At 43.4% G+C, this 21,764-nt stretch carries 22 protein-coding genes; 5 read left to right on the forward strand and 17 right to left on the reverse strand.

The window, feature by feature from the left end:
* Entirely contained in the window at nt 1–1,110 is a 1,110-nt protein-coding gene (cdvC, locus tag GWK48_RS01985) for a cell division protein CdvC (RefSeq protein WP_174629117.1), read from the forward strand.
* 187 nt (nt 1,111–1,297) lie between these two features.
* On the opposite strand, the gene GWK48_RS01990 is transcribed toward cdvC, so the two are convergent.
* From GWK48_RS01990 to GWK48_RS02010, 5 genes are all read right to left on the reverse strand, one after another.
* Complete coding sequence (locus tag GWK48_RS01990; RefSeq protein WP_174629119.1) at nt 1,298–1,600, reverse strand: DNA-directed RNA polymerase subunit K; 303 nt, start codon at nt 1,598–1,600, stop codon at nt 1,298–1,300.
* A 31-nt stretch (nt 1,601–1,631) separates the two neighbouring features.
* Nucleotides 1,632–2,753, reverse strand: a complete 1,122-nt coding sequence (locus tag GWK48_RS01995) for a pyridoxal-phosphate-dependent aminotransferase family protein (RefSeq protein ID WP_174629121.1) — start codon at nt 2,751–2,753, stop codon at nt 1,632–1,634.
* On the reverse strand, nt 2,750–3,721 hold the full coding sequence (locus tag GWK48_RS02000) for an NAD(P)-dependent oxidoreductase (protein ID WP_174629123.1): 972 nt from the start codon (nt 3,719–3,721) through the stop codon (nt 2,750–2,752). The genes GWK48_RS01995 and GWK48_RS02000 overlap by 4 nt, the downstream gene beginning before the upstream one ends.
* Before the next feature lie 201 nt (nt 3,722–3,922).
* Nucleotides 3,923–4,537, reverse strand: a complete 615-nt coding sequence (locus tag GWK48_RS02005) for an N-glycosylase/DNA lyase (RefSeq protein WP_174629124.1) — start codon at nt 4,535–4,537, stop codon at nt 3,923–3,925.
* Nucleotides 4,479–5,003, reverse strand: a complete 525-nt coding sequence (locus GWK48_RS02010; protein ID WP_174629126.1) for a hypothetical protein — start codon at nt 5,001–5,003, stop codon at nt 4,479–4,481. Before GWK48_RS02010 ends, GWK48_RS02005 begins: the two co-directional genes overlap by 59 nt.
* A gap of 231 nt (nt 5,004–5,234) precedes the next feature.
* Here GWK48_RS02010 and GWK48_RS02015 point away from each other — a divergent pair, with 231 nt between their 5' ends.
* Both GWK48_RS02015 and GWK48_RS02020 read left to right on the forward strand, forming a co-directional pair.
* A complete protein-coding gene (locus GWK48_RS02015; RefSeq protein ID WP_174629128.1) occupies nt 5,235–5,453 on the forward strand; it encodes a hypothetical protein in 219 nt (72 codons plus the stop codon).
* Nucleotides 5,450–5,755 carry a hypothetical protein gene (locus tag GWK48_RS02020; RefSeq protein WP_174629130.1) on the forward strand — a complete coding sequence of 102 codons (306 nt, stop codon included), beginning with the start codon at nt 5,450–5,452 and terminating at the stop codon, nt 5,753–5,755. Before GWK48_RS02015 ends, GWK48_RS02020 begins: the two co-directional genes overlap by 4 nt.
* Nucleotides 5,756–6,024: 269 nt before the next feature.
* Here GWK48_RS02020 and GWK48_RS02025 read toward each other — a convergent pair whose 3' ends face one another.
* Both GWK48_RS02025 and GWK48_RS02030 read right to left on the reverse strand, forming a co-directional pair.
* Entirely contained in the window at nt 6,025–6,399 is a 375-nt protein-coding gene (locus GWK48_RS02025; RefSeq protein ID WP_246263872.1) for a hypothetical protein, read from the reverse strand.
* Nucleotides 6,383–7,360 carry a geranylgeranyl reductase family protein gene (locus tag GWK48_RS02030; protein ID WP_174632431.1) on the reverse strand — a complete coding sequence of 326 codons (978 nt, stop codon included), beginning with the start codon at nt 7,358–7,360 and terminating at the stop codon, nt 6,383–6,385. Before GWK48_RS02030 ends, GWK48_RS02025 begins: the two co-directional genes overlap by 17 nt.
* Nucleotides 7,361–7,467: 107 nt before the next feature.
* Between GWK48_RS02030 and GWK48_RS02035 the strand changes: the two genes are divergently transcribed.
* Nucleotides 7,468–9,864: a valine--tRNA ligase gene (locus GWK48_RS02035; protein ID WP_174632433.1), complete on the forward strand. Its 2,397-nt coding sequence runs from the start codon at nt 7,468–7,470 to the stop codon at nt 9,862–9,864.
* Between the two features lie 48 nt (nt 9,865–9,912).
* Here the strand turns inward: GWK48_RS02035 and GWK48_RS02040 are convergent, their stop codons facing one another.
* The 9 genes from GWK48_RS02040 to GWK48_RS02080 form a co-directional block, all read right to left on the reverse strand.
* Nucleotides 9,913–11,109, reverse strand: a complete 1,197-nt coding sequence (locus GWK48_RS02040) for a pyridoxal phosphate-dependent aminotransferase (protein WP_174629134.1) — start codon at nt 11,107–11,109, stop codon at nt 9,913–9,915.
* Nucleotides 11,110–11,120: 11 nt separating this feature from the next.
* A complete protein-coding gene (gene trpC, locus GWK48_RS02045; RefSeq protein ID WP_174629136.1) occupies nt 11,121–11,873 on the reverse strand; it encodes an indole-3-glycerol phosphate synthase TrpC in 753 nt (250 codons plus the stop codon).
* A gap of 2 nt (nt 11,874–11,875) precedes the next feature.
* Nucleotides 11,876–12,457, reverse strand: coding sequence for an anthranilate synthase component II (locus GWK48_RS02050; protein WP_174629138.1), 582 nt, complete (start codon nt 12,455–12,457; stop codon nt 11,876–11,878).
* Between the two features lie 4 nt (nt 12,458–12,461).
* On the reverse strand, nt 12,462–13,724 hold the full coding sequence (locus tag GWK48_RS02055; protein WP_174629140.1) for an anthranilate synthase component I: 1,263 nt from the start codon (nt 13,722–13,724) through the stop codon (nt 12,462–12,464).
* Entirely contained in the window at nt 13,721–14,308 is a 588-nt protein-coding gene (locus tag GWK48_RS02060; protein WP_174629142.1) for a phosphoribosylanthranilate isomerase, read from the reverse strand. The genes GWK48_RS02055 and GWK48_RS02060 overlap by 4 nt, the downstream gene beginning before the upstream one ends.
* Entirely contained in the window at nt 14,301–15,338 is a 1,038-nt protein-coding gene (gene trpD / locus GWK48_RS02065) for an anthranilate phosphoribosyltransferase (RefSeq protein WP_174629144.1), read from the reverse strand. The genes GWK48_RS02060 and trpD overlap by 8 nt, the downstream gene beginning before the upstream one ends.
* Nucleotides 15,328–16,062: a tryptophan synthase subunit alpha gene (gene trpA / locus GWK48_RS02070; protein WP_174629146.1), complete on the reverse strand. Its 735-nt coding sequence runs from the start codon at nt 16,060–16,062 to the stop codon at nt 15,328–15,330. Before trpA ends, trpD begins: the two co-directional genes overlap by 11 nt.
* 1 nt (nt 16,063) lies before the next feature.
* On the reverse strand, nt 16,064–17,332 hold the full coding sequence (locus GWK48_RS02075; RefSeq protein ID WP_174629148.1) for a TrpB-like pyridoxal phosphate-dependent enzyme: 1,269 nt from the start codon (nt 17,330–17,332) through the stop codon (nt 16,064–16,066).
* Nucleotides 17,333–17,632: 300 nt separating this feature from the next.
* Nucleotides 17,633–17,908, reverse strand: a complete 276-nt coding sequence (locus GWK48_RS02080) for an acylphosphatase (RefSeq protein ID WP_174629150.1) — start codon at nt 17,906–17,908, stop codon at nt 17,633–17,635.
* A gap of 92 nt (nt 17,909–18,000) precedes the next feature.
* On the opposite strand from GWK48_RS02080, the gene GWK48_RS02085 reads away from it, so the two are divergent.
* Complete coding sequence (locus tag GWK48_RS02085) at nt 18,001–19,077, forward strand: inositol-3-phosphate synthase (protein ID WP_174629152.1); 1,077 nt, start codon at nt 18,001–18,003, stop codon at nt 19,075–19,077.
* Nucleotides 19,078–19,396: 319 nt separating this feature from the next.
* Here GWK48_RS02085 and ppsA read toward each other — a convergent pair whose 3' ends face one another.
* Nucleotides 19,397–21,745 (reverse strand): pyruvate, water dikinase, encoded by a 2,349-nt coding sequence (gene ppsA, locus GWK48_RS02090; protein ID WP_174629154.1) that lies wholly within the window; start codon nt 21,743–21,745, stop codon nt 19,397–19,399.
* Nucleotides 21,746–21,764: the final 19 nt, after the last annotated feature.

The raw sequence follows: 21,764 nt of genomic DNA on the forward strand, positions 1-21,764 counted from the left end.
ATGAGCGCTCAAGTAATGTTAGAGGAAATGGCTAGGAAGTACGCTGTGGCTGCAGTTAGGGCAGACAAAGAAGGTAGAAGGGAGGACGCAATAAATAACTACAAAAAGGCTATAGAAATACTAACACAAATAGTCACGCTGTATCCCGATATGATAGCTAGGAACGCTTACGAGCAGATGATAAGTGAGTACAAGAAGAGACTGGAGGTTCTAAACCAAGCTTTACCTGAAGGTGGGAATGAAGGAGAAAAGCCGGATGAGGAAATAGTGATGAAGGAGAAACCTAAGGTATCGCTTAACGAAATTGTGGGACTAGAGGATGTTAAGGAGGCATTAAAAGAGGCTGTAGTATATCCAAGCAAAAGACCGGATCTATTTCCTCTAGGCTGGCCTAGGGGAATACTTCTTTATGGACCTCCTGGCTGTGGGAAAACGATGATAGCGGCTGCGGTAGCGAACGAGTTGGACTCGGAATTTATACACGTGGATGCGGCTTCCATCATGTCAAAGTGGCTTGGGGAGGCAGAGAAGAACGTGGCTAAAACGTTCAGGACAGCTAGAGAGATTTCTAAGAAGGAAAATAAACCAGCAATAATTTTCATTGACGAGCTTGACGCTCTCCTAGCCTCCTACACCTCAGAGGTCGGAGGAGAAGCGAGAGTGAGAAACCAGTTCTTAAAGGAGATGGACGGCTTATTGGATAAAAATGAGGTATCTAGAGTATACGTGATAGGCGCTACCAATAAACCATGGAGGTTAGACGAACCATTCTTGAGGAGGTTCCAGAAGAGGATATATGTTACACTGCCTGACAGGGCACATAGACTAGAGTTACTTAAGCACTACTCCTCAAAGGTGAAGTTGGAACAAGGAGTAAGTCTTGAGGAGTTGGCTGACCTAACTGATGGATACACAGCCAGCGATATAAGGGACATAGTGCAGTCGGCTCACATGAGGGTGGTAAAGGAGATGTTCGAAAGAGGTCTGCAGGAGCCAAGACCTCTCACCATGGAAGATTTCAAGGAAGTTCTGAAGGTAAGAAAACCGAGCGTAAATCAAGATATGCTTAAGGCATATGCAGCGTGGCATGAAAAGTTCAAAGCTCTTTGATCAGATACCTCGGGTTTATCTTCATCGGTCATTTGGCACGACTCACATCATTTCGTTTTTTCTAATGTCTTCCAAAATACAACTCTACTGTGAGGATTTAAATCTAAAAGCTTTTCCGATCAATGCCCCCACTTCATTTAGATAGGTGCGTGCTCTGGCCTAATCCCTGAAGTTCTGATAAGTTAGATCATTTGGACATATCAGAACTATTCAATTTCAAAATGGACAAAAGCATCACTTGACCGTTTGGGAATCTCCTCCTGACAGTTATGGGTAGTAAATTATTCCTGAACTCCTCCTCAGCTATTCTTATGGAGCTCGGGCTTGTAAGACCTATGGATGATATATCTATCAACGGTGAGGCGCCCATAGCCAATTGTAATGCCCTAGAACTAATTATTCTCGCCTTTTCGTACGCCGTCAGCTTATTCTTCCAGCTTTCTATGAAAGTTGACGTAAGAGGATTAACGCCTTCTCTTGTCTGGCTCATGGTGTTTTTTCATCTCCACTCTAAAATAAAATTAGTTATCCCAGTCTACCTCTTCTCTGATTGACTCAGGTAATTCACACTCCTTTGGAGGTTCCTCTGGTATATCGGTCTTCAGAATGTCAGATAACGCGTACTTTAGCCTAGACACAGCCCTACTGTCCACAACGCCTAAAGTACCTATTCTCACGATCTTGTCTTTGAGCTCCCCCATACCTCCTGAAATTTCTATTCCCCTTTTCGCAAGTTCAAGAATTGTCTGTTTAGCAGATATGGGAGGAGATCCTGCAACAACTGTGTTTGAGAAATTATCTTCATTTCCGAGTAAATTAAAACCGACATTCCTAGTAATCTCCCTTATGAACCTTGCACAAGCCTCATGTCTCCTCCACCTCCTCTCTACTCCTTCTTCATGTAGTATTTCGACAGCCCTCAACGTAGCGAAAAATGCGCCTACCGCAGGTGTGAATGGGGTCTCCTTTTTATCTTGAAACTTGAGATGAAGCTTCAGGTTAAGGTAGTTTGGAACGTCTTCCAACAATTCATTAATCCCAGATTCAGATAGCCCGACTAACCCCAGTCCTGGGACTGAAGCCAACGCCTTCTGACTTCCTGTGGCGACAGCGTCTATCCCCCAATCGTTTACTCTTAATTCATAAGCCCCGAAGCCGGAGACTGAGTCCACTAGAACCTTGAGACCTCTTTGTTTACCTAAAGATACAACAGACTTTAGATCCCTGAACGCCATCCCTACGCTAGTCTCGTTATGCACAAACGCAATTGCTGTTGCATCCTTGTTGTTGTCTAAAACTTTCTTAACCTCCTCCAGTGAAAACATCTGTCCTAAAGGTTTCCTGAAGACTATGGGAAGCGCTCCTCTCTTTACGATGGACTCAAGCATCCTCTCGCTGAATTCTCCGTAAGTCAGCACAATGACCTTTTCATCTCTCTTTAGTAAAGAGAAAACCATCGATTCCACAGCGAGGGTTCCTGAGCCGGTTAAAAGTGCAACTCTAGATGAGAAGAAGGCCTTTCTTAGGTAGAGTTCTAAGTCCTCCACTACTCTCCTGAACTTGTCCGACCTATGATTGACTATAATAGAGGAACTTTGGGCAACGCTCCTGGGGACGTTAACTGGACCTGGTATTAGCATCAAAGTTTAACACCGAGATCTTGGAGTGTCTTTAGCAGATTCTCGGTCGTCATCACGGCAACCCTATATTGAGCTTCTTTAGTCTGAGCCCCTATGTGCGCAGTGACAGTAACCCTTTCGTGTCTCAATAGTTCGACTTCCCATTCCTCCTTGGGGGGCTCATGCCAGAACACATCGGTAGCGTAAGATCTAACCTTGCCTTCCTTTATATACTTCAGCAGGGCCTTCCCATCCACTGCTACAGCCCTGCTTGTGTTTACAATGATTACACCATTCTTCATCTTTTCAAACTCCCTAGCTGTAAGTATAGGCTTGGCATCCTTTCCCACAGTTACATGGATGCTAATAACATCAGACGCAGATACGAGCTCGTCTAAGGTAACTGCCTTACCACCTATTTCGGCAGCCTTTGCACTCACGTCCACCACATCATACGCAATTACGTTCATTCCCATAGCCTTCGCTATGAGGCCCACTTTATACCCTATCCTTCCAAACCCTATAATTCCTATAGTCTTTCCATGAAGTTCTACTCCTTCCGTTTTCTTATAAATTCCAGATTTAGCCAAAGACATGGAAGTAAACATATTTCTGGCCCCAGCTATCATCAGCCCAATTGTCAGTTCTGCGGCGGATTCGGTGGAAGCACCAGGGGCATAAACTACCTTAATGTTTCTCCTTTCTGCCTCGTCTACGTCTATATTGTCCACCCCTATTCCTGCCCTTGCGATCACTCTGAGGCTCTTTCCCCGTTCAATAATCTCCTTATCTACCTTGGTTCTACTCCTTACTACAAGGACGTTGTAGTCTTCTATGGTTTTCAATAACTCCTCTCTTTCTATATCTGGTCTGTAATTTACCTTGATACCTTTAGACCTCAAAGCCTTTATCATATACTCGTCAACTGGATCCGTAATTAGGATCGCTAGGTTTTCTCTAGATAGAGAAATATTGATAACGTTCTTCTCCATTACATCTCACCTCATTTAGAATAATGTTTAACAGGATGAAAGTGATGATGAAAGAACCAGCTTGGAGATAGAAATAGAACTAAAAGCTAATTTAAAATTAACAGCACGGTTCCCGGTTCTGTATTCATTATTCATGTTTAGTCACTCTTATCCTAAAATACTAGTTAATATACTTTTTTCAGTGAATCCTTGCTAAAGAGTTTATTTGGCGATCTTTCCAGTTTTAATAAACCAAATATAAAGATCCATTATACCTACCTGGATATTGAAGTTATAAGCCACAGATTTTAAAATATTTTCATAGTACAAATATTGGTTTTTACTTAGGGACTTCCTGTCTACTTCAGCTATATAATCAAAAAAGAACTTCAGAATGTGCCTGTCAATAATTGCCACGTCAAAGTAACCCACGTTCCTTAAGAAGTGGCTCGCCTCCTTCATTCCTATCCCATCGATCTCCAACAAGTACTCCCTCGCTTCAATCTGGTCTTTATCTGCGAGTTCCTTGACGTCACGCTTCAAATGCCCAAGATATGATCTACTTTTCACAATGTATTTGGCTTTCAGGTTGGGAAACCTGTATCCCTCCTTCTTCAGGACTGCTGAGATCTCATCCACTGTACCAGCGAAGATTAGGTTGTTTAAGGACTGGAGAGCGGAAAAGGCAGAAATGAAAGTTGAGTTTGAGGTTAATATGCACAGAACGAGTTCCCTATACCACGTAGATTCTCCCGCACTGTTATTTAGCTTAAATTCTTCAGCTCTTTCTAGAACCTTTGCTCTTAATCTTGCGTCTTTTACGACTTTTCTTAGCACGTGCTCTCTTCCTCTTCTTCTTTTCCGGAGTTTTAGAATCTCTCGGAATTTCCGGCTTAATATCACGTATAGTTGAAACTGAGATTATCTTACTACCTTCCTCGGTTTCAATCGTTATAAAGGGCACGTCAGGAGTGAATTCGATATCTAATCCAATGAAACCTAACGCCTCCGAAATAGGTTTATAACTAAGTTGAACAGCTTCTCCAGTTATCTTAACCGGTATGGCAATACCTTTGACGTTAATTATTTTATGAAAACTGTAAGCCATGTTGACACCAATGTTTATCACAAAGTCATCTTTCATCCTAACTAGAATTACCTTACCTGGAACTTGAATGTTCTCAGCCTCTTCTCGAGAATTTACTGAGATTCTTTCCTCCTTTTCATATCTAACTCCGTACAACCTCACATTTGGTACCACATCGAAGGGAACCACATCGTAATGGATAACGACAGCGTCCAATCTCTATCAACCTAATCTATGGTGTAATACGATATTAAACTTCCCGTGAAAGCTAATTGACAGCAGGTCGTAGAATCTTTTTCCTCATCGCTCTGTGGATGGAGCTGAAAACATATTCGTCTGGAATAGAAGAAAAATACTGGGCCGTCTGGTTTAGACTGTGACCGTATGTATAGCTTAGGTATAGGAAAATATATAACACCGTTAGTGACACTCAAAAAAGGATAAGAAATGAGTTTGAGGCTTAAGGGAACAAACTCTTACGGTCACTTAGGGTGGTTCGAGGTTTACTGTAGTATATGTCACAGAACGTTAAAACTGGGTATAGACGTAGTTTTTAAGTGCCCTAAATGCGAAAGGAAATATAAGGCTTATTTCTGCGAAGCTGACAAGAGAGGGGTAAAGGGAAAGTGCCCCTACTGTAACACCGAACTGGTACCTGCAGTATGATAGAACGTCATAAGGTTGATCGTTTCGGGGTATCCTTCCTAAGGATACCGGGTAAGCAAGGAAGGATAGTTTTTGCTGATGTGGCCATATTTTGCGAGAAAGAGATCCATGAAATCGAATATATTGATACGAAAATCGCTCTAGAATACGGGGAGATTGTGAAAATAATTTTATGCCCCACAGACCTGGGCACTATAATCTGCAACGTGGTAGTGGAGTTGAACTCCCAATCTCAACCTACCCCCGAAGAAATCTATCGGGACATCCTATCTGCACTCAACAGGGTAGGATGTACTCCATAATCCTTGAGCTTAGAATATATCTTATAAGATAGGCTGACTATTTCCTCTGAGTCTCTCGATTCTAGCCTAACCGCCAGGAATAGCGGACGCATCTCTTGATCTGAGAAATAAACAGTTACCAGTGAGTTGGACGAAGGAGAGCATAGATAGGAGGCTCCTATTCTGACTGGGGGGCAAACGTCCTTTAGTACATCCTCCATCTGCTTAAATACTTCTCTCAATTTTTGGGGGTCAGCTTGGGTACTCAGTGTTACAGAAAACACCTTAGGTCACTTTAAGTTTACTCTCTTGACTGGTATTTTTAAGTAATCCATAACGTCCTTTACTACGTTGTAAAGACTGGGGTCTCCGGAGACTTTCTTTAATTTCAATTTCCTATAGTTCATCTCTAAAGAGATAGTACCGTCTTTTATTATCAGAATTTTGCCAAAGACCCTACCCTTCACGTTCTTAATGAACCTTGCATAGACAAACGTCCCTCTCTCCCTTAAGTTAACCAGAACGGCATCTCCTTCTTTATACACAGGTGGGATTCTAGTTCCCTTTATACTCGCCTGCTTTACGCCGTTTTCCCACTTAAAAAGAAGGGATCTGATAGCGTGCTTGCCGGTCTTGCTCTTGGACTGCTCAACTATTAATTCCACCACTTCTGATCAACTCCAGTGACTCCTTTATCCCTTGTAGATCCAATTTATCTTCAAGGAATGCGTCTATTAATATCTCACTCTTTAAGAAATGTCTTAGCATAGATTTCCTTATTACTAAGCTGGATTTCCTATAGGCGTCCAAGAGGAGCCGTTGGATCCATATTCTGGACTCTATCCTTCTCAAGCCCTCATTTAACTCCTCTTCCATGGACTTTCCTCTCTGAATTGCCCTAAAAGCTATTTCCGCCGAAATGGCTGACGGCCTTATTCCTTCACCGCTCAATGGGAAAACTAGGCCACGCGCCTCACCAATCCTTCCTTCCTTAACCGGGACCTTCCCAACGGATATCGGAGCTCCTCTTAGATCTATGACCTCAAATTTATCAAACCTCTGCCTCATGTAATCAAGCAAGAGAGCTCTGGAGTTCTTGTTTTCAAGAAAGCCAGAACCAACATTGAGCAACCCTTCCTCGGCAGGAAATATCCAATAGAACCCAGTTAGCTTAGTGTCGAATTCAAGGATAGCCTCAGGATTGAATTTGTCTACCTTCACCAATGCCCTCGTGGTGTAAACCACTTCTCTATCCATTGGATAGGGACCTCGGGAGTCTATCGAGAGATCATAGTTCTCAAGGTTAGGTCTCTCATTGGTAACTATCTGTCTGAGATTACTTCTCATTGAGTTTATCCAACCACTCTTATCTATGGTAAGCCATTTGGGACTCCTATATCTAACGTCGTACAACCTCTCATTATCAAGGTAAAACGCGAACTCCTTTATCTCGTACTTAACGTCCCATTGAAAAGGTGGTCTATAAACGTTAGGTACAATATCCCCACATGGTTTTATGTACTTATCCTTGATATCAAATAGGGTAACGTCATGCCCCACGCTTTGAAGGAGGGCGCCAAGCAGGGACCCTCCTACGCCTCCACCTCTAATCGCTACTTTAAGCATCATTTAAAAATTGTCGAAAAGTATAAAAGATTCTTTGCAAGACTCCTTTTAACTGTTTACCATACGGTGATCTGTTATTGTTATCCCAGGAAGATATTTTAAAGAAAATGGAGGAATGGCCTAAGCATTACAATCCTAAGGAAATAGAGCCCAAATGGCAAACCATATGGCTAACTCCACAATTTTGGGAGAAGGTTCTCAAGTTCGATGAAAACTCAGAAAAACCGATATTTTTCATAGATACACCTCCACCATTTACCAGCGGAGAACTTCACATGGGGCATGCATACTGGGTAGCTATAGCTGATGCCATGACCAGGTTCAAAAGAATTCAGGGCTATAACGTGCTTATACCTCAGGGTTGGGATACCCAGGGCCTTCCAACAGAGCTAAAGGTACAGTATAAACTTGGAATCCCAAAGGAAAATAGAGATTTGTTCCTAAAGAAATGCGTTGAATGGACTGAGGAAATGATAGGAAAAATGAAATCTGCGATGATTAGACTTGGATATAGACCCAACTGGGAACAGTTTGAGTATAGAACGTACAACCCTGAGTATAGGAAGGTTATCCAGAAAAGTTTACTTGACATGCACGAGAAAGGACTCGTAAAAATGAAAAAGGGACCAGTGTATTGGTGCCCTAAATGCGAAACGGCGGTGGCACAAAGCGAGGTAGGGTATATAGAGAGACAGGGAATTCTAGCATACATAAGCTTCCCGTTAAAGGAAGGTGGAGAGATCGTAATTGCTACAACTAGACCAGAACTACTCGGTGCTACACAAGCAGTGGCAGTGAACCCGCAGGATGAGCGCTATAAATCCCTAATAGGTAAGAAGGTTATTATTCCAATTTTCAATAAAGAGGTAGAAATTATAGCTGATAACGCTGTAGAAAAGGAATTTGGGACAGGAGCTGTAATGATAAGTACTTACGGTGATCCTCAGGACATTAGGTGGCAATTAAAGTATAACCTTCCAGTGACGGAACTCCTTGACGAAAGGGGCAGAATTAAAGGAACAGGTCTTCTAGATGGAACGAAGGTGGAAGATGCAAGAAAGAAAATGGTGGAAATTCTCAAAGAGAGAGGCTATCTGAAGAAGGTAGAAACCCTAAAACACAACGTTCTCTCCCACACTGAAAGAAGCGATTGTCTATCACCAATCGAATTTTTAGTAAAAGAACAGGTTTATATTGATGTCGTGGAGTATAAGGGAAAGCTTCTCGAAGAGTCTAAAAAGATGGTCTTTAAGCCCCAAAGAATGGGTGAGAAGCTTGAGGACTGGATAAAAAGCGTAGAGTGGGATTGGAACATAAGCAGGCAGAGGCTGTACGGGACTCCGTTACCCTTTTGGTACTGCGACAACTCTCATTTGGTTCCAGCCAAGGAAGATTCACTCCCGGTCGACCCAACCAAGACCGCTCCTCCTAGCGAGAGGTGTCCGCAATGTGGCTTACAGTTAAAACCTGTCACTCATGTAGCTGACGTCTGGATAGACTCGAGCGTAACTGTTCTCTATCTTTCAGGTTTCTATGGAAACAAAGCTAGATTTACCAAAGCGTTCCCTGCGGACGTCAGACTACAAGGTACGGATATAATAAGGACTTGGCTGTTCTACACGTTATTTAGGACCTTGATGTTAGCAGGGGACGTTCCATTCAAAAAGGTCGTTATTCACGGTCAAGTCTTAGGTCCTGACGGGACAAGGATGAGCAAGAGCAAAGGGAACGTTGTATCCCCCATGGACAAAATAGACGAGTTTGGGGCAGATGCAATAAGGATGACGTTACTTGATGCGTCCTTGGGAGACGATTTCCCATTCAAGTGGGAGACCGTTAAGGGGAAGAAGCTGCTCTTACAGAAGCTATGGAACGCCAGCAGACTTGCGTACCCGTTCATCGCTAAGAGAAACTTAGCCAAGCCTAACTCACTAAATGTAGTTGATCAGTGGATTTTAGCGAAACATAAGGAGTTCGTGGATAGATCCATTTCTGCTTACGAAAACCAGGACTTCTTCATAGTCCTTTCTATGCTCTATTCCTATTTCTGGGAAACTGTGGCAGACGAGTATTTGGAACTGATCAAACACCGACTATTTGCGGATGACCTGTCGGCTATTTACACGCTGAGCAGAATCTTAAGAGATATTATAATAATACTGCATCCAATAGCACCGCACATTACTGAAGAGATTTACTCTAGGCTTTTCGGAGAGAAGGAGACCGTATTAATGGAAAGATTGCCGTCAACAGATGATATAGAGGTCAACGAGAATGCCGTGAGGGTAGGGGAAACTGTAAAGAAATTCAATTCCTTGGTAAGGACGGGTAAGGTTAATATGAAGCTTCCCATGAACGCTTCAATAAGGGTAAAACTAAGCGCCCCAGAAAAATTCCTGGATGATATAAGGATCGTAGAGGAGGACATTAAAAAGACATTAAAGATAACGGAAATTACCTTTAACAAAGGTGAAGAGCCCTCAGTGGAAATAATCCCTGGTTAAGCTCAGACCATGGGAGTTTTGATCATCGGTCACCCAGTAACTTTCTCATCAGCTTGAGAGAACCTTTTCCACAAACAGTTTCATTCTTGAAACACCTTCTTTAATTTTCTCCTCCCCCAAAGCGAAGCTAAGCCTCAAGAAGTTCTTTCCCACACGTTCAGGAAACACCTCTCCCGGTATCGTGACTACTCCAGCTTCCTCTATGAGCTTGACTGCAAGAGATTTGGAGTCCATTCCGCCAGCCCCAAGAACCTCACTGAAATCAGGGAACATGTAAAACGCACCTGAGGATTTGTATACCTTAATCCCTTTGACCCCCGACAGCTCATTGTACATTACGTCTCTCCTTCTTCTGAACAAATCAATCATTTCCTTAACCTGAGCAAAGGAGTCGAAGGATGCTAGAGCACCATATTGCGCGAAACTAGTTGGACAAGTATAGATGTTTGATGCTAAAATGCCCATTTTTCCTATCACCTCTTTTCTAGCTACTATATATCCTAACCTCCATCCTGTCATACTGAAGGTCTTGCTAAATCCATTGATGTAAATAACATTATCCCGCCAGGAGGGAGTCTGAAGAACGCTCCAGAAATTCTTATCAAACACAAAGTAATCATAGATTTCATCTGAGATAAGAACTATTTTCCTTTCCTGAGATATTTCTGCTACGGTCTTGGAAAGGTCTGCATCAAATGTCATCCCTGTAGGGTTGTGTGGATTATTGTAAACTATCATTTTGGTCTTGGGGGAAATTTTGGATGATAGTTCGTCTGTAACATAGTAAAAACCCTTCCCTTGATCGAAATGAAGCGGAACGTAGACAGGTTTTCCGCCCAACAGCTTAACCACTTCAGCGTAGGAATAAAATGAAGGATCGAATAATATCACTTCATCGCCTGGGTTAACGTAAGCCAGAAAAGCCAAGAAAAGGGCAGTTTTGGCTCCAGGAGTCACGGCTATTTCGTCCTTTATTATTTTGTCGCCATATTTCTGTGAAAGGAATTCAGCTATTTTAGATCGGAGCTCATCCAAACCCAATGCTGGTGTGTAGGCAGTGTAGCCTTTTTCCAAAGCCACCTTAGCTTCATCCCTTATCCTTTGAGGAGTAGGAAGATCCGGTTGGCCTATTCCGAAATTTATAGTTTTGATTCCCTTGGTCTTCTCAACCTTCCTGGCAATTTCCTGGTAGAGGAGCGTGGACTCTCCCGTAAGTTTTGAGAGGGAACTTGCGAAACTCTCCATTTTTCCCTATACTAACCACTAACAAACGCTTTTATCTTATCCGGATCCCTCATCAGGGACGAGCCGATCAGAAAGGCGTCAGCACCCTTTTCCTTTAGTAGGCTTATCTCCTCTTTAGTCTCTATCCCACTTTCTGCGACTTTAACTACATCCCTTGGTAGCATCTCCAGGATCTTCATCATCTTTTCCTTCTGGATCGAGAGAGATATCAGATCCCTTGAATTAACGCCCATTAGCTTAGCTCCGCATCTAAGGGCTATTTCTAAGTCCTGCTCGTCGTGAACCTCCACCAGAGCTTCCATGTTATAGGAGTTAATGTACTCCAACAAACCGCTAAGTTCCCTCTCAGTGAGGATCCTGACTATGAGGAGTACAACGTCAGCACCAAGATCATAAGCAGTATCAATCTGGTTTTCAGTAACAACAAAGTCCTTCATTAGAACAGGTATTTTGACCGTTTTACCAACTGTGTATAGATAATCGTAAGATCCTTGGAATACTGTGTTTTCAGTTATGACGCTCATTGCAACTGCTCCATTCTGTTCCATCAACCTGGAATACTCCACAGGGTCCCTGTCCTGGGCAAAACCAGAGGGGGATCTTCTTTTGAACTCTGCAATTATGGGGTTTAAACCCGATTCCTTCATTTTTTTAATTCTAGGGATCAAAGGCAAAACTGGTTTTTCTCTAGCTCTAGATAAATAAGGTCTCCTTAAGGCATTTTCCACAACGTCTTTGATCCATCCTTCGAGATATCTTGGCATTGTCAGATTCTGTTGAGAAAGTTGTAAAATATTTTTTGTCCATTAGATGTCCCTATGCTTTCCGGATGAAATTGAACCCCAAATATCCTGAACTCCTCATGATGAATCCCCATTATCTCTCTGTCCTCTGCTGAAATGGAATCTACAACAAGAGGGGAAGATACTTTGTCCACTACTAAGCTATGGTACCTAGTGGCCTTAAATTGAGAAGGTAATCCGGAGTAAAGCTGGGTCTCGTTGACTTTCTCTATGGTACTTAGCTTGCCGTGATAGATGATCTTTGCCCTTCTTATTTTAGCCCCAAAGGTGAAGCCTATTGCTTGATGTCCTAGGCAAATTCCTAAAACGGGCGTCCTCTTCCCGAGATACTTAATTACCTGTGGGACGATCCCTATATCCTCAGGATTTTCAGGTGATCCGGGACCCGGAGAAATGATAATCCTGTCCGGTCTCAATCTCTCTACACCCTTTACCGAAATCTCATCATTTCTGATAACTATCGGGTAACTCCCTAACTCCCCTACACTTTGAGCTATGTTGTACACGAAGCTATCATAATTGTCAATTATTAACGTGATGTCCATCTAATCACCCCAGACCTAACGATACTTTCAAAGCCCTCATTTTATGCTCGGTTTCTCTATATTCTTGCTCAGGGTTTGAGTCGAAAACTATTCCGGCTCCGGCCTGGATACGTAAAAGGTCACCGTTAATGAACGCAGATCTTATTGTGATTGCAAATTCTGAGCTATTCTTAGAGAGGAACCCTATAGCTCCGGCGTATGGTCCTCTCTTGTAGGGTTCGAGTGTCTCTATAATATTCATGGCCATCGGCTTTGGCGCCCCACTGACCGTTCCTGCAGGGAACATGGATTTCAACACGTCTATAGAACTAACATCCTTTCTTAAAGTCCCGACCACTTTGCTGACTATGTGCTGAACGTGACTATACTTTTCCACATAGGCAAATTCCGGAACCTTAACCGTACCTGGTACGCAGACCTTACCCATATCATTTCTAGCTAGATCCACAAGCATAAGATGTTCGGCCATCTCCTTCTCGGATGAGAGAAGTTCCTGCTCAAGTTCAAAGTCTTCCTCCTTAGTCTTCCCTCTAGGTCTAGTTCCTGCTATCGGAAAAGTTTCAGCTATTCCCTTCTGCGTGGAAAAGAGGAGCTCAGGGCTAGAGCCTATCAATTTTCTTTGCCCAAACTTCATGTAAAACATGTAGGGTGAAGGGTTTATCTTTCTAAGAGCTCTGTAGAACCTCATGGGATCGCCCTCAATTGAATACCTGTAAAACCGTGATAACACCACCTGGAAAGCGTAACCTGCTCTAATCTGCTCTAATATTGAATTTACACCGGATTCAAATTCGGGCTTTGACATGGACTCGTCGTAAGGCGAGACTTTGAAATGGTCATCGTTAACGCAATTACTAACTTCCGGCATGTCACCTTCAACAAAAACCTTACCTAAGTTATGATCATAGACTAAGACGTTCTCAGGGATGAAGAACTCAGCATCAGGCCAGTCCTCTGCCACCGGTTTTATGTCTTTGACCCTCTCCCATCTCCTCACTGCGTCGTACGATATGTATCCCAATAGGCCTCCCGTAAACCTTAGCTCTCCCTCTTCAGTTCCTTTCAAAGATTGATTAATTGAGTCCTCCAAATCGTCTTCCCTAGATATGACTAGCTTCCTTTTAACTCCCCAGGCAATTACGCTATATCTAGCGTTGTTTTGTGAACCTTCTACACTTTCCATTAGAGCTGCGATTTCCTGATCTTTTTCAACGCATTGAAAAACCTCATAGGGCTGGGCAAAAGCGGTTATAGGAAAGGTCTTCATTTAGCCACCTCCAAAAGTTTCTTCACGAGCTCTAGGTTCTTCTTCCCAGGATAGGATTCTACACCCCTCGAAACGTCAATCCAGCCCGGCTCCAAGGCCACGAATGAGGAAACGTTACTTAAGGTTATTCCCCCACCTACCCCAAGACCTGGGTAGTCCCTTAACACCTTAGAGATTAGTTCCATGTTTGGTCTATCCTCTTTCCTCTCCAGATCCAGGAGAACCATTTCCGTAAAATCTATCGCCTTTTTCAGATATGGAAGATATTTCTCCGAAATTGGAACAAATAGTATTACCTTCTTTTGGAAGGAAGTTATCATCTCAAGCTCCTCTTGGTTGAGTACCCTATGAACTTGAAGAATGTCGGCATTGGCTGATCTAACAAGCATCTCCTCTAGGTTAGATTTGACGTTAACAGATACAATTGGAGACGGAACCTGATTCTTTACAATTTTCAAAAATTCTGGTTTAACAAATCTAGGACTGATCGGATCGGTTAAGAATCCCAACATGTCCGCCCCTAGAGCGGATATGGTTACAGCGTCGGAAAGGATGGATATACCGCATATCTTTACCTTAACCATATGAGATCTCCTTTATTTTCATGAATTTAGACAGATCACCATTATTTTTCACTATACTTTCTATTTTTTCAGGTAATTTCAAGATTAACTCCTCTGAAAACTCGTACCCTTCCTTGAAATCTGTTACTACATCCGCCGCATAAAGGGCAACAGCCACGTTTATCCTGATAAAATGATTTACATCCGGATCCTTCCCTCTGCATGCCCTCAAAACCCTCACGGCAGATTCTGTTGAATCTGACACTAGTAGCCTCGACGGAGGGACTTCCTTTTTGGAAATGTCTCTAAAATCTACATCCATCTCCTCCATTTTATCTCCCTTCACTTCCGTGATGTACGTCTTTCCTTGTGGACTGACCTCATCTAGTCCTGGCTCTCCGTGCAGTATTAAGAGCTTGGAGTAACCTAAACCTGCTGAGGTTTGGGCTATCTTCCTCATTATGGATAGGGAGTAAACTCCCATTACCTGCCTCTTGGAACCTGCTGGGTTAGCTAGAGGACCTAGGAGATTGAATATGGTCCTTATCCCCAGGAGCTTCCTAACTGGGGCTACATTTTTCATGGAAGGGTGATAAAGTTGAGCGAAAAGAAAAACGAAGTTGTCGCGTTTAATCAGTTGAGTAGCCCTTTCTGGGGGAACGGTTATGTTGTAACCCAACGTTTCTAGAAAATCCGCACTTCCGCTTTTACTACTGGCGGCCCTATTCCCATGTTTAGCAACCGGGAAGACGTTACTTATGGCTAAAGCAGCTGCTGTACTAACATTTATGGTTCCGAAACCATCCCCTCCAGTTCCAGCTGTATCCAAGGTATCTTTAAGATCAAGTTTTATGGCATGCTCTCTCATGGATTTCACAAATCCCTTTATCTCTTCAGCTGTCTCTCCCTTCATTTTGAGCGCAACAAGTATGGCTGCAACTAACGACTCTTGTATGGACCCTTCCATTATCATGTCAGCTAGCCCCCTGCTCTCCTCTTCAGTTAATGATATTCCTTCCGTGAGTTTCCTCAAGATCTCCCTAGCTTCCATCGAGAATCCCTCTGTAACTCTTAGCGAGGGAAATTGCAGACTCGACTCCATGCTTCTCGATTTCCTCTATGTATGCAGTCCCTATGGCAATCCCATCTGCGCCCGCAAGCAACGCCTTCTTCATATCGTTAACGTCGGACAACCCGAAACCCACAACTAGCTTATTGTTAACCAATGTTCTTACCCTTGTTATTAGGGAGTCCACGCTGACCGGTAACGGTACTCCTGTAGTTGGTCTCACCCCGTAGTAGAGGAACATATCGGAAATTCCAGAAACCTTATGAATTATTGGATCGGGCACGGAGGGAGAGGTAAAGATAATAGCGTTTAAGTTACTTTTCTTTATAATTTTAACATATTTTTCATAGTCATCTATGAAATCAATAAGTAAATCTGGAAATAATATGCCATCTATTCCAATTATCCTTAGCCTGTTCAAAGTCTCTTCCAAACTGGATAACCAGTCCTCCAGATAGGTTAGGATTACTATTGGAACGTTAACTGTTCTTCTGGTCTCTTCCAGAAGTCCCCAGAAATCCCGTAGCCAACTAGAAACTTGCTTGTAGCTCCTTCTTATCACAGGTCCGTCATATTTAGCGTATTTTGGTAGAAGACCTATTTCTAGGATATCTGAACCGGCGTCGACCAGACCTTTCACTAGTTTAAGGTATTCCTCCCTATTGGGATAGCCTAGAGTAGCGTAAGACACCAAAAGCCGTCTCAATTTAACCTATCCTCTTCATCATGGATTCGTAGTTTGGTAGGTCTAGGAGACCGTGACCACTTAAGTTGAACACTATCACTCTCTTTTCGTTCTTAGCCTTAGCCTCCCTAGCCTCGTCTATAACTGCCTTTATAGCGTGGGCTGACTCAGGAGCAGGCACTATACCTTGGGTTTGTAGGAACATCTGAGCCGCTTCGAAAATCTCCCTCTCGTTGTATTCCTTCCAGCTAACTATCCCCTCCTTAATGAGCATACTCAAAGAAGGTGCAGCGCCGTGATATCTCAAACCTCCTGAGTAAATAGGTGGAGGAACATAGTCTCTGCCCAAAGTTATCATCTTAACTAAAGGAAGTAGACCTGCGCTGTCTGGAAAGTCGTAGTTATATGCCCCTTGGCTAAATTTAGGTATTTCGTAGGATCCCACTGCAACGTACTTAGAACCTTTTCTAGAGCCAATGAAGGGAAAAGTAAATCCGCCGAAATTACTACCTCCGCCCACACAACCCACAAGAACGTCTGGTTCCTCATCAATGTCCTCTAACTGTCTCATGGTTTCCAGGCCTATTACACTTTGGTGCAATACCACGACGTCAAGGACGCTACCTACTAGGTATTTGTAACCGTTGGACATTGCATACTCTATAGCCTCGCTCATAGCGATACCTAAGGATCCAGGATGAGAGGGGTTCTGATTTATTACCTTCTTTCCGAATTCAGTGAGCGGCGTAGGACTTGAATGCACTTTGGCTCCATATAGTTGCATAATAGTCCTTCTTTGGGGTTTTTGTTCATAGCTTACCTTTACCATAAATATAGTGGAATTGAGGCCGTACATCCGTGCAGCTAACGCTACAGCAGTGCCCCACTGACCTGCTCCAGTTTCAGTCACCAAGTGATTTATTCCCTCCTTCATGGAAAAGAAGGCCTGAGGTATTGCTGTGTTTATCTTGTGGGAGCCAGTCGGTGTGGCTCCTTCGTATTTGTAGTATATCCTTGCAGGTGTGTTCAAGACCTCCTCTAGTCTTTTTGCCCTGACAAGAGGAGTAGGTCTTCCTATATTAAAGTAGGCTTCTCGGACTTCTTTGGGTATTGTTACGAATCGCTCCACAGTGAACTGTTGCCTTAGAACTTCTTGAGGCATGATCTTCCTCAGAAGGTCAATCCTAGAGAACTCGGCATCTGGTGGATCTCTAGGGGGAGGAAGAGGCTTGGGTAAATCTGGTATTATATTATACCAATAATTTGGTATTATATCCTCTATATTTGCCATTGGTGCAACAAGAACACCTAGCTAGTTAAATAACTTTGTCCTTTATAAATCATATTGTTTGGCCTCAATTAGAGGCTAGCGTCCTCAGACTTTGTCACAAGAACGGCAAACCTCGTACTTTACTGCTGGGGGTCAGAATGCCCAAACTTAATTCCGAGTCCTGAAACTTAAGAAACCTCTCCCCTAGGCTTAACTCAGAAGCCGTGCTAGTTTTACAGTACAACTATCACATGTCCATTGGGAATTAACCTTTATGCATCTATCTCCTCACCTTAAAGGGCAGGGCTTATTCCCCTCTTGTCAATAAGTTTCAAACGATGAGAATTCTCCCTTATACTCCTCATACCTGTGAGTTACCTTCGTTACTAGAGCCAGTGGTGGACCTTTCCATAGATGGTTGAGTAGCTTCTCAAGAGACTCTTGGTAACCTTCAGCAACTACCTCTACTGTTCCATCTGGTAGGTTTTTGGCGTAACCCTTCAAGCCTAACCTAGCAGCGTGGATTTGAACATATCTTCTAAATCCCACTCCTTGAACTTCTCCTTCCACAAGTGCATATAACCTAGCTAAACCCATCACATCACCTCAGAGTCGCTCCACTTCTTCACTTCTCTGCTAAATCCCTTTCATCACTATATTTTTTAATGCATGTTCCCCCTAAAAAGGCGATGATTAGGGTAGCTATAGCAGGTCTTGGGAATTGCGCCTCAATGTTGGTACAGGGGATAGAGTTCTACAGGAGAATGGGGCCCAATTACTTTGATGGGTTAATCACCCCAGTCATTGGAGGGTATAAGATCACTGACATAGAGGTGGTTGCAGCTTTCGATGTGTCCGCAAATAAGGTAGGGAAGGACGTGTCGGAGGCTATCTTTGAAAGACCAAATATTACCCCAAGGATAGTGGACCTGGACAAACTGGGTGTTAAGGTCTCCCCTGGTCCCGTTTTGGATGGAGTAGCCCCGCACATGAAGAACATCTTTAATCCTCTGGGTGAAGGCAGCCTTAACTTAGTCATAGAAGAGCTGAGAAGTAGCAGGGCCGACATCTTGGTAAACATGTTACCTGTGGGTAGCGAGAGCGCTTCCAGAACGTACGCTCAAGCCTCATTGGAAGCAAGGGTAGGTTTCATAAACGCCATACCGGTATTCATAGCGAGCGATCCTACTGGGGAGTTTCCTAGAAAATTCAAGGAAGCCAACATACCCATAGCAGGAGATGATGTAAAAGGGCAGGTGGGGGCTACAATATTCCACAGGGCTATCACTTCGCTTTTCAGACTTAGAGGTGTAAAGGTCGATGAGACCTATCAATTAAACGTGGGTGGCAATACTGATTTCCTGAACATGAAGACTGAGGAGAGGTTACACTCAAAGAGGATAAGCAAAACTAAGGCTGTTACAAGCACCCTCGAAAACGAAGAAATAGAAGAAAGAGGTAGAATAAGAATAGGGCCTAGTGATTACGTTCCCTTTCTAGGCAACACAAAGGTAGCATACATTTACGTTAAAGGAACAGGATTCGCTGGAAGACCAATTAAGGTCGAGGCCAGCCTTGAGGTGGATGATAAGTCAAACTGTGCCTCTGTCATTGTTGATGTGATAAGGGCAGTAAAGCTAGCTAAAGATAGGGGGATAGGGGGTCCGTTAACAGAGGTATCTGCTTTCTATTTCAAACACCCTCCCGTGCAGGCGAAAGATGATGAAGAAGCATACTTACAATTCAAGAAATTCATCGAGATGTGAAATATGCGAAGAGAGAGAGGCTAGCTACACTTGTAAGACTTGTGGGAGAAATGTATGCGATACGCACATGAAGGGTAATATATGCTCAGTGTGTGAGATTAGTATGTGTCAGGTTTGTGGTAAAAACCTTTCCATAGGGTACTGTAATTCCTGCGGTTCCCTCGTTTGCGAGGACTGTGTAGGTTTCGCCATAGGCTCTAAGAGGGTATGCAAGAAATGCTATCAAGGGAAGCAAAATCGGGTTTTGAGTCAAAAGGTTTAAGTAGATAAGTCAACTCACACTAGAAGTTTACTGCTTTCGAAAAACAGATCCAGTCTCTCATTTGCGCCCTCTCAATAATAGCTTCTGCTCTATACTTGCCACTAGCCTTCTCGTGTAAATAACGGTGTCAGGATTTATACTAACGCTGTCTATTCCCTCCTTAACTAGGAATTCGGTTACTTCAGGGTATACGCTAGGTGCTTGTCCACATATCGAAACCGTTCTGCCATATTTATGGGCTGTCCTGATTAACTTCTTCATGGATCTAAGGACCGCTGGATCTCTTTCGTCGTAGTATCCCATTCTCCCAAGTATTTCAGAGTCCCTGTCTACCCCTAAAGTTAACTGAGCTAAGTCATTACTTCCTATGCTAAACCCGTCAACTAACTTCGAGAACTCGTCAGCTAACACTATGACTGACGGTACTTCAGCCATGAGCCATACCTTAAAGTCGCTAGTCCTTCTTAGCCCTTCATCCTCCATAATTCCCACCGCCTTATTCAACTCCCAAGTAGTTCTAACGAATGGGAACATTACCCAAACGTTTTTGAGACCCATTTCTTCCCTGACTTTAGTTATAGCTTTCACTTCTAGCCTAAATGCGGGCTCATATTGTTGACTCACGTATCGAGATACGCCCCTCCATCCTATCATTGGGTTTCTCTCTTCCGGCTCAAATTCCTCTCCGCCGATGAGACCTCTGTACTCGTTTGTCTTGAAGTCAGAAAATCTAACCACAACCGGTCTTGGATATATGGCCGAAGCAACCTTAGCTATCCCTTCAGCTAGCTTATTGACAAATTCATCTGGTTTTCCTATCTTAATGAGATAGAGTGGATGGTGCTTTATCCACTCACTTACTATGAACTCTATCCTCATTAGACCTATTCCATCGAAGGGAAGATCTAGGTATTTCTCTATTACATCAGGTTGACCTAAGTTCATGTAAATTTTTGTTCCGGTTACTGGGAACAGGCTCAGCAACACGTCCCTTGATATTCCGCTAAACGTACCACCTTTCTGAACTTCCTGTTTAGCCTCCTCTGCAACTATTTTCCCTTCGTATACTACTCCCCTTGTGGCGTCAACCGTAATCTCTTGCCCAGTCTTTAAAACCCTGGTACCGTCCTTGGTACCCACAATGGCAGGAATCCCCAACTCCCTTGATACAATAGCGGCGTGACTTGTAATTCCACCCTCGTCTGTGATAATGGCAGATGCAATCTTCATTACTGGAACCCAATCTGGGTCAGTCATTTTGGTCACTAGGATCTCGCCTTTCTCAAATTCCTTTGCTTCCTTGACATCCATAAGAACCCTTGCTCTCCCGCTTGCTATGCCAGGGCTCGCAGCAAGTCCCTTTATTAGTACCCTTCTCTCAGTTACTTCCCTCTGAGCCTCTTGTTTCCCATTGCGACCCTTTGAAGACCAGAAGGTTTCGGGTCTAGCTTGAACTATGAAAACGTTTTCAGGGAACTTAAGATCAGCGTCTATGGCCCACTCTATGTCCATTGGCATGCCGTAATGCTTCTCAATCTTTAGTGCCAGTTTAGCGAGCTCCAAAGCTTCCTCATTAGTTATACTTAAGCTCTCACTCTCCGGATTTTGAATGATAACTTCCTTATTCCTACCTGATTCTGGGTCATATATGATTTTCAAATTCTTTTTGGATATTCTCCTGTCTATTATCTTTAGTTCCGACTTAGAAATCAAGAACTCGTCAGGAGTCACTTTCCCTCCGACAACGGCTTCCCCTAAACCCCACGAGGACTCTATGACAATGAAGTTTGGATCTCCATCGGCTGGGTTCAGTGTAAACATTACCCCGGCTGACCTTGAGTTAACCATCTTCTGAACTACGACGGCCATCTCGACCTTGGCAGAGTCTATTCCTTTGCTCTTTCTGTACTCTATAGCCCTCTCGTTGAACAGACTAGCCCATACTGCCTTTACCATCTCGATCAGATTGGATCTCCTTACGTTGAGATAGGTGTCCTGCTGCCCCGCAAAGCTTGCGCTTTCTATGTCCTCCGCCGTTGCTGAGGATCTAACTGCTACAAAGACTTCCTTACCGGCCATTTTTGAAAGCTCATCGTATGAAGTATATATCATGTTCTCAAGGTCTTGGGGCATCTTTGACTCCAAAATAAGACCTTTTATTCTCTCACTTGCCCTCTCGGACGAGTTCTCCTCCTTTAAAATAGAGACTATCTTATCTCTCAACCCATTATACTCCAGGAAGTACGAGTAAGCTTTTGAAGTAATAACAAAGCCAGGGGGTACTCTGATCCCCTGGCTAAGGAGTTCTCCTAGGTTAGCTCCCTTTCCTCCAGCGAGATCTACCATTTCCCTCCTTATTTGCGAGAGAGAAAGGATACCCTCTTCTTTCAAAATCTGCGTAACCAATAAGATATCCCCGGTATCT

This window comes from Metallosphaera tengchongensis, from assembly GCF_013343295.1.
In the GTDB taxonomy this organism is placed as follows: domain Archaea; phylum Thermoproteota; class Thermoprotei_A; order Sulfolobales; family Sulfolobaceae; genus Metallosphaera; species Metallosphaera tengchongensis.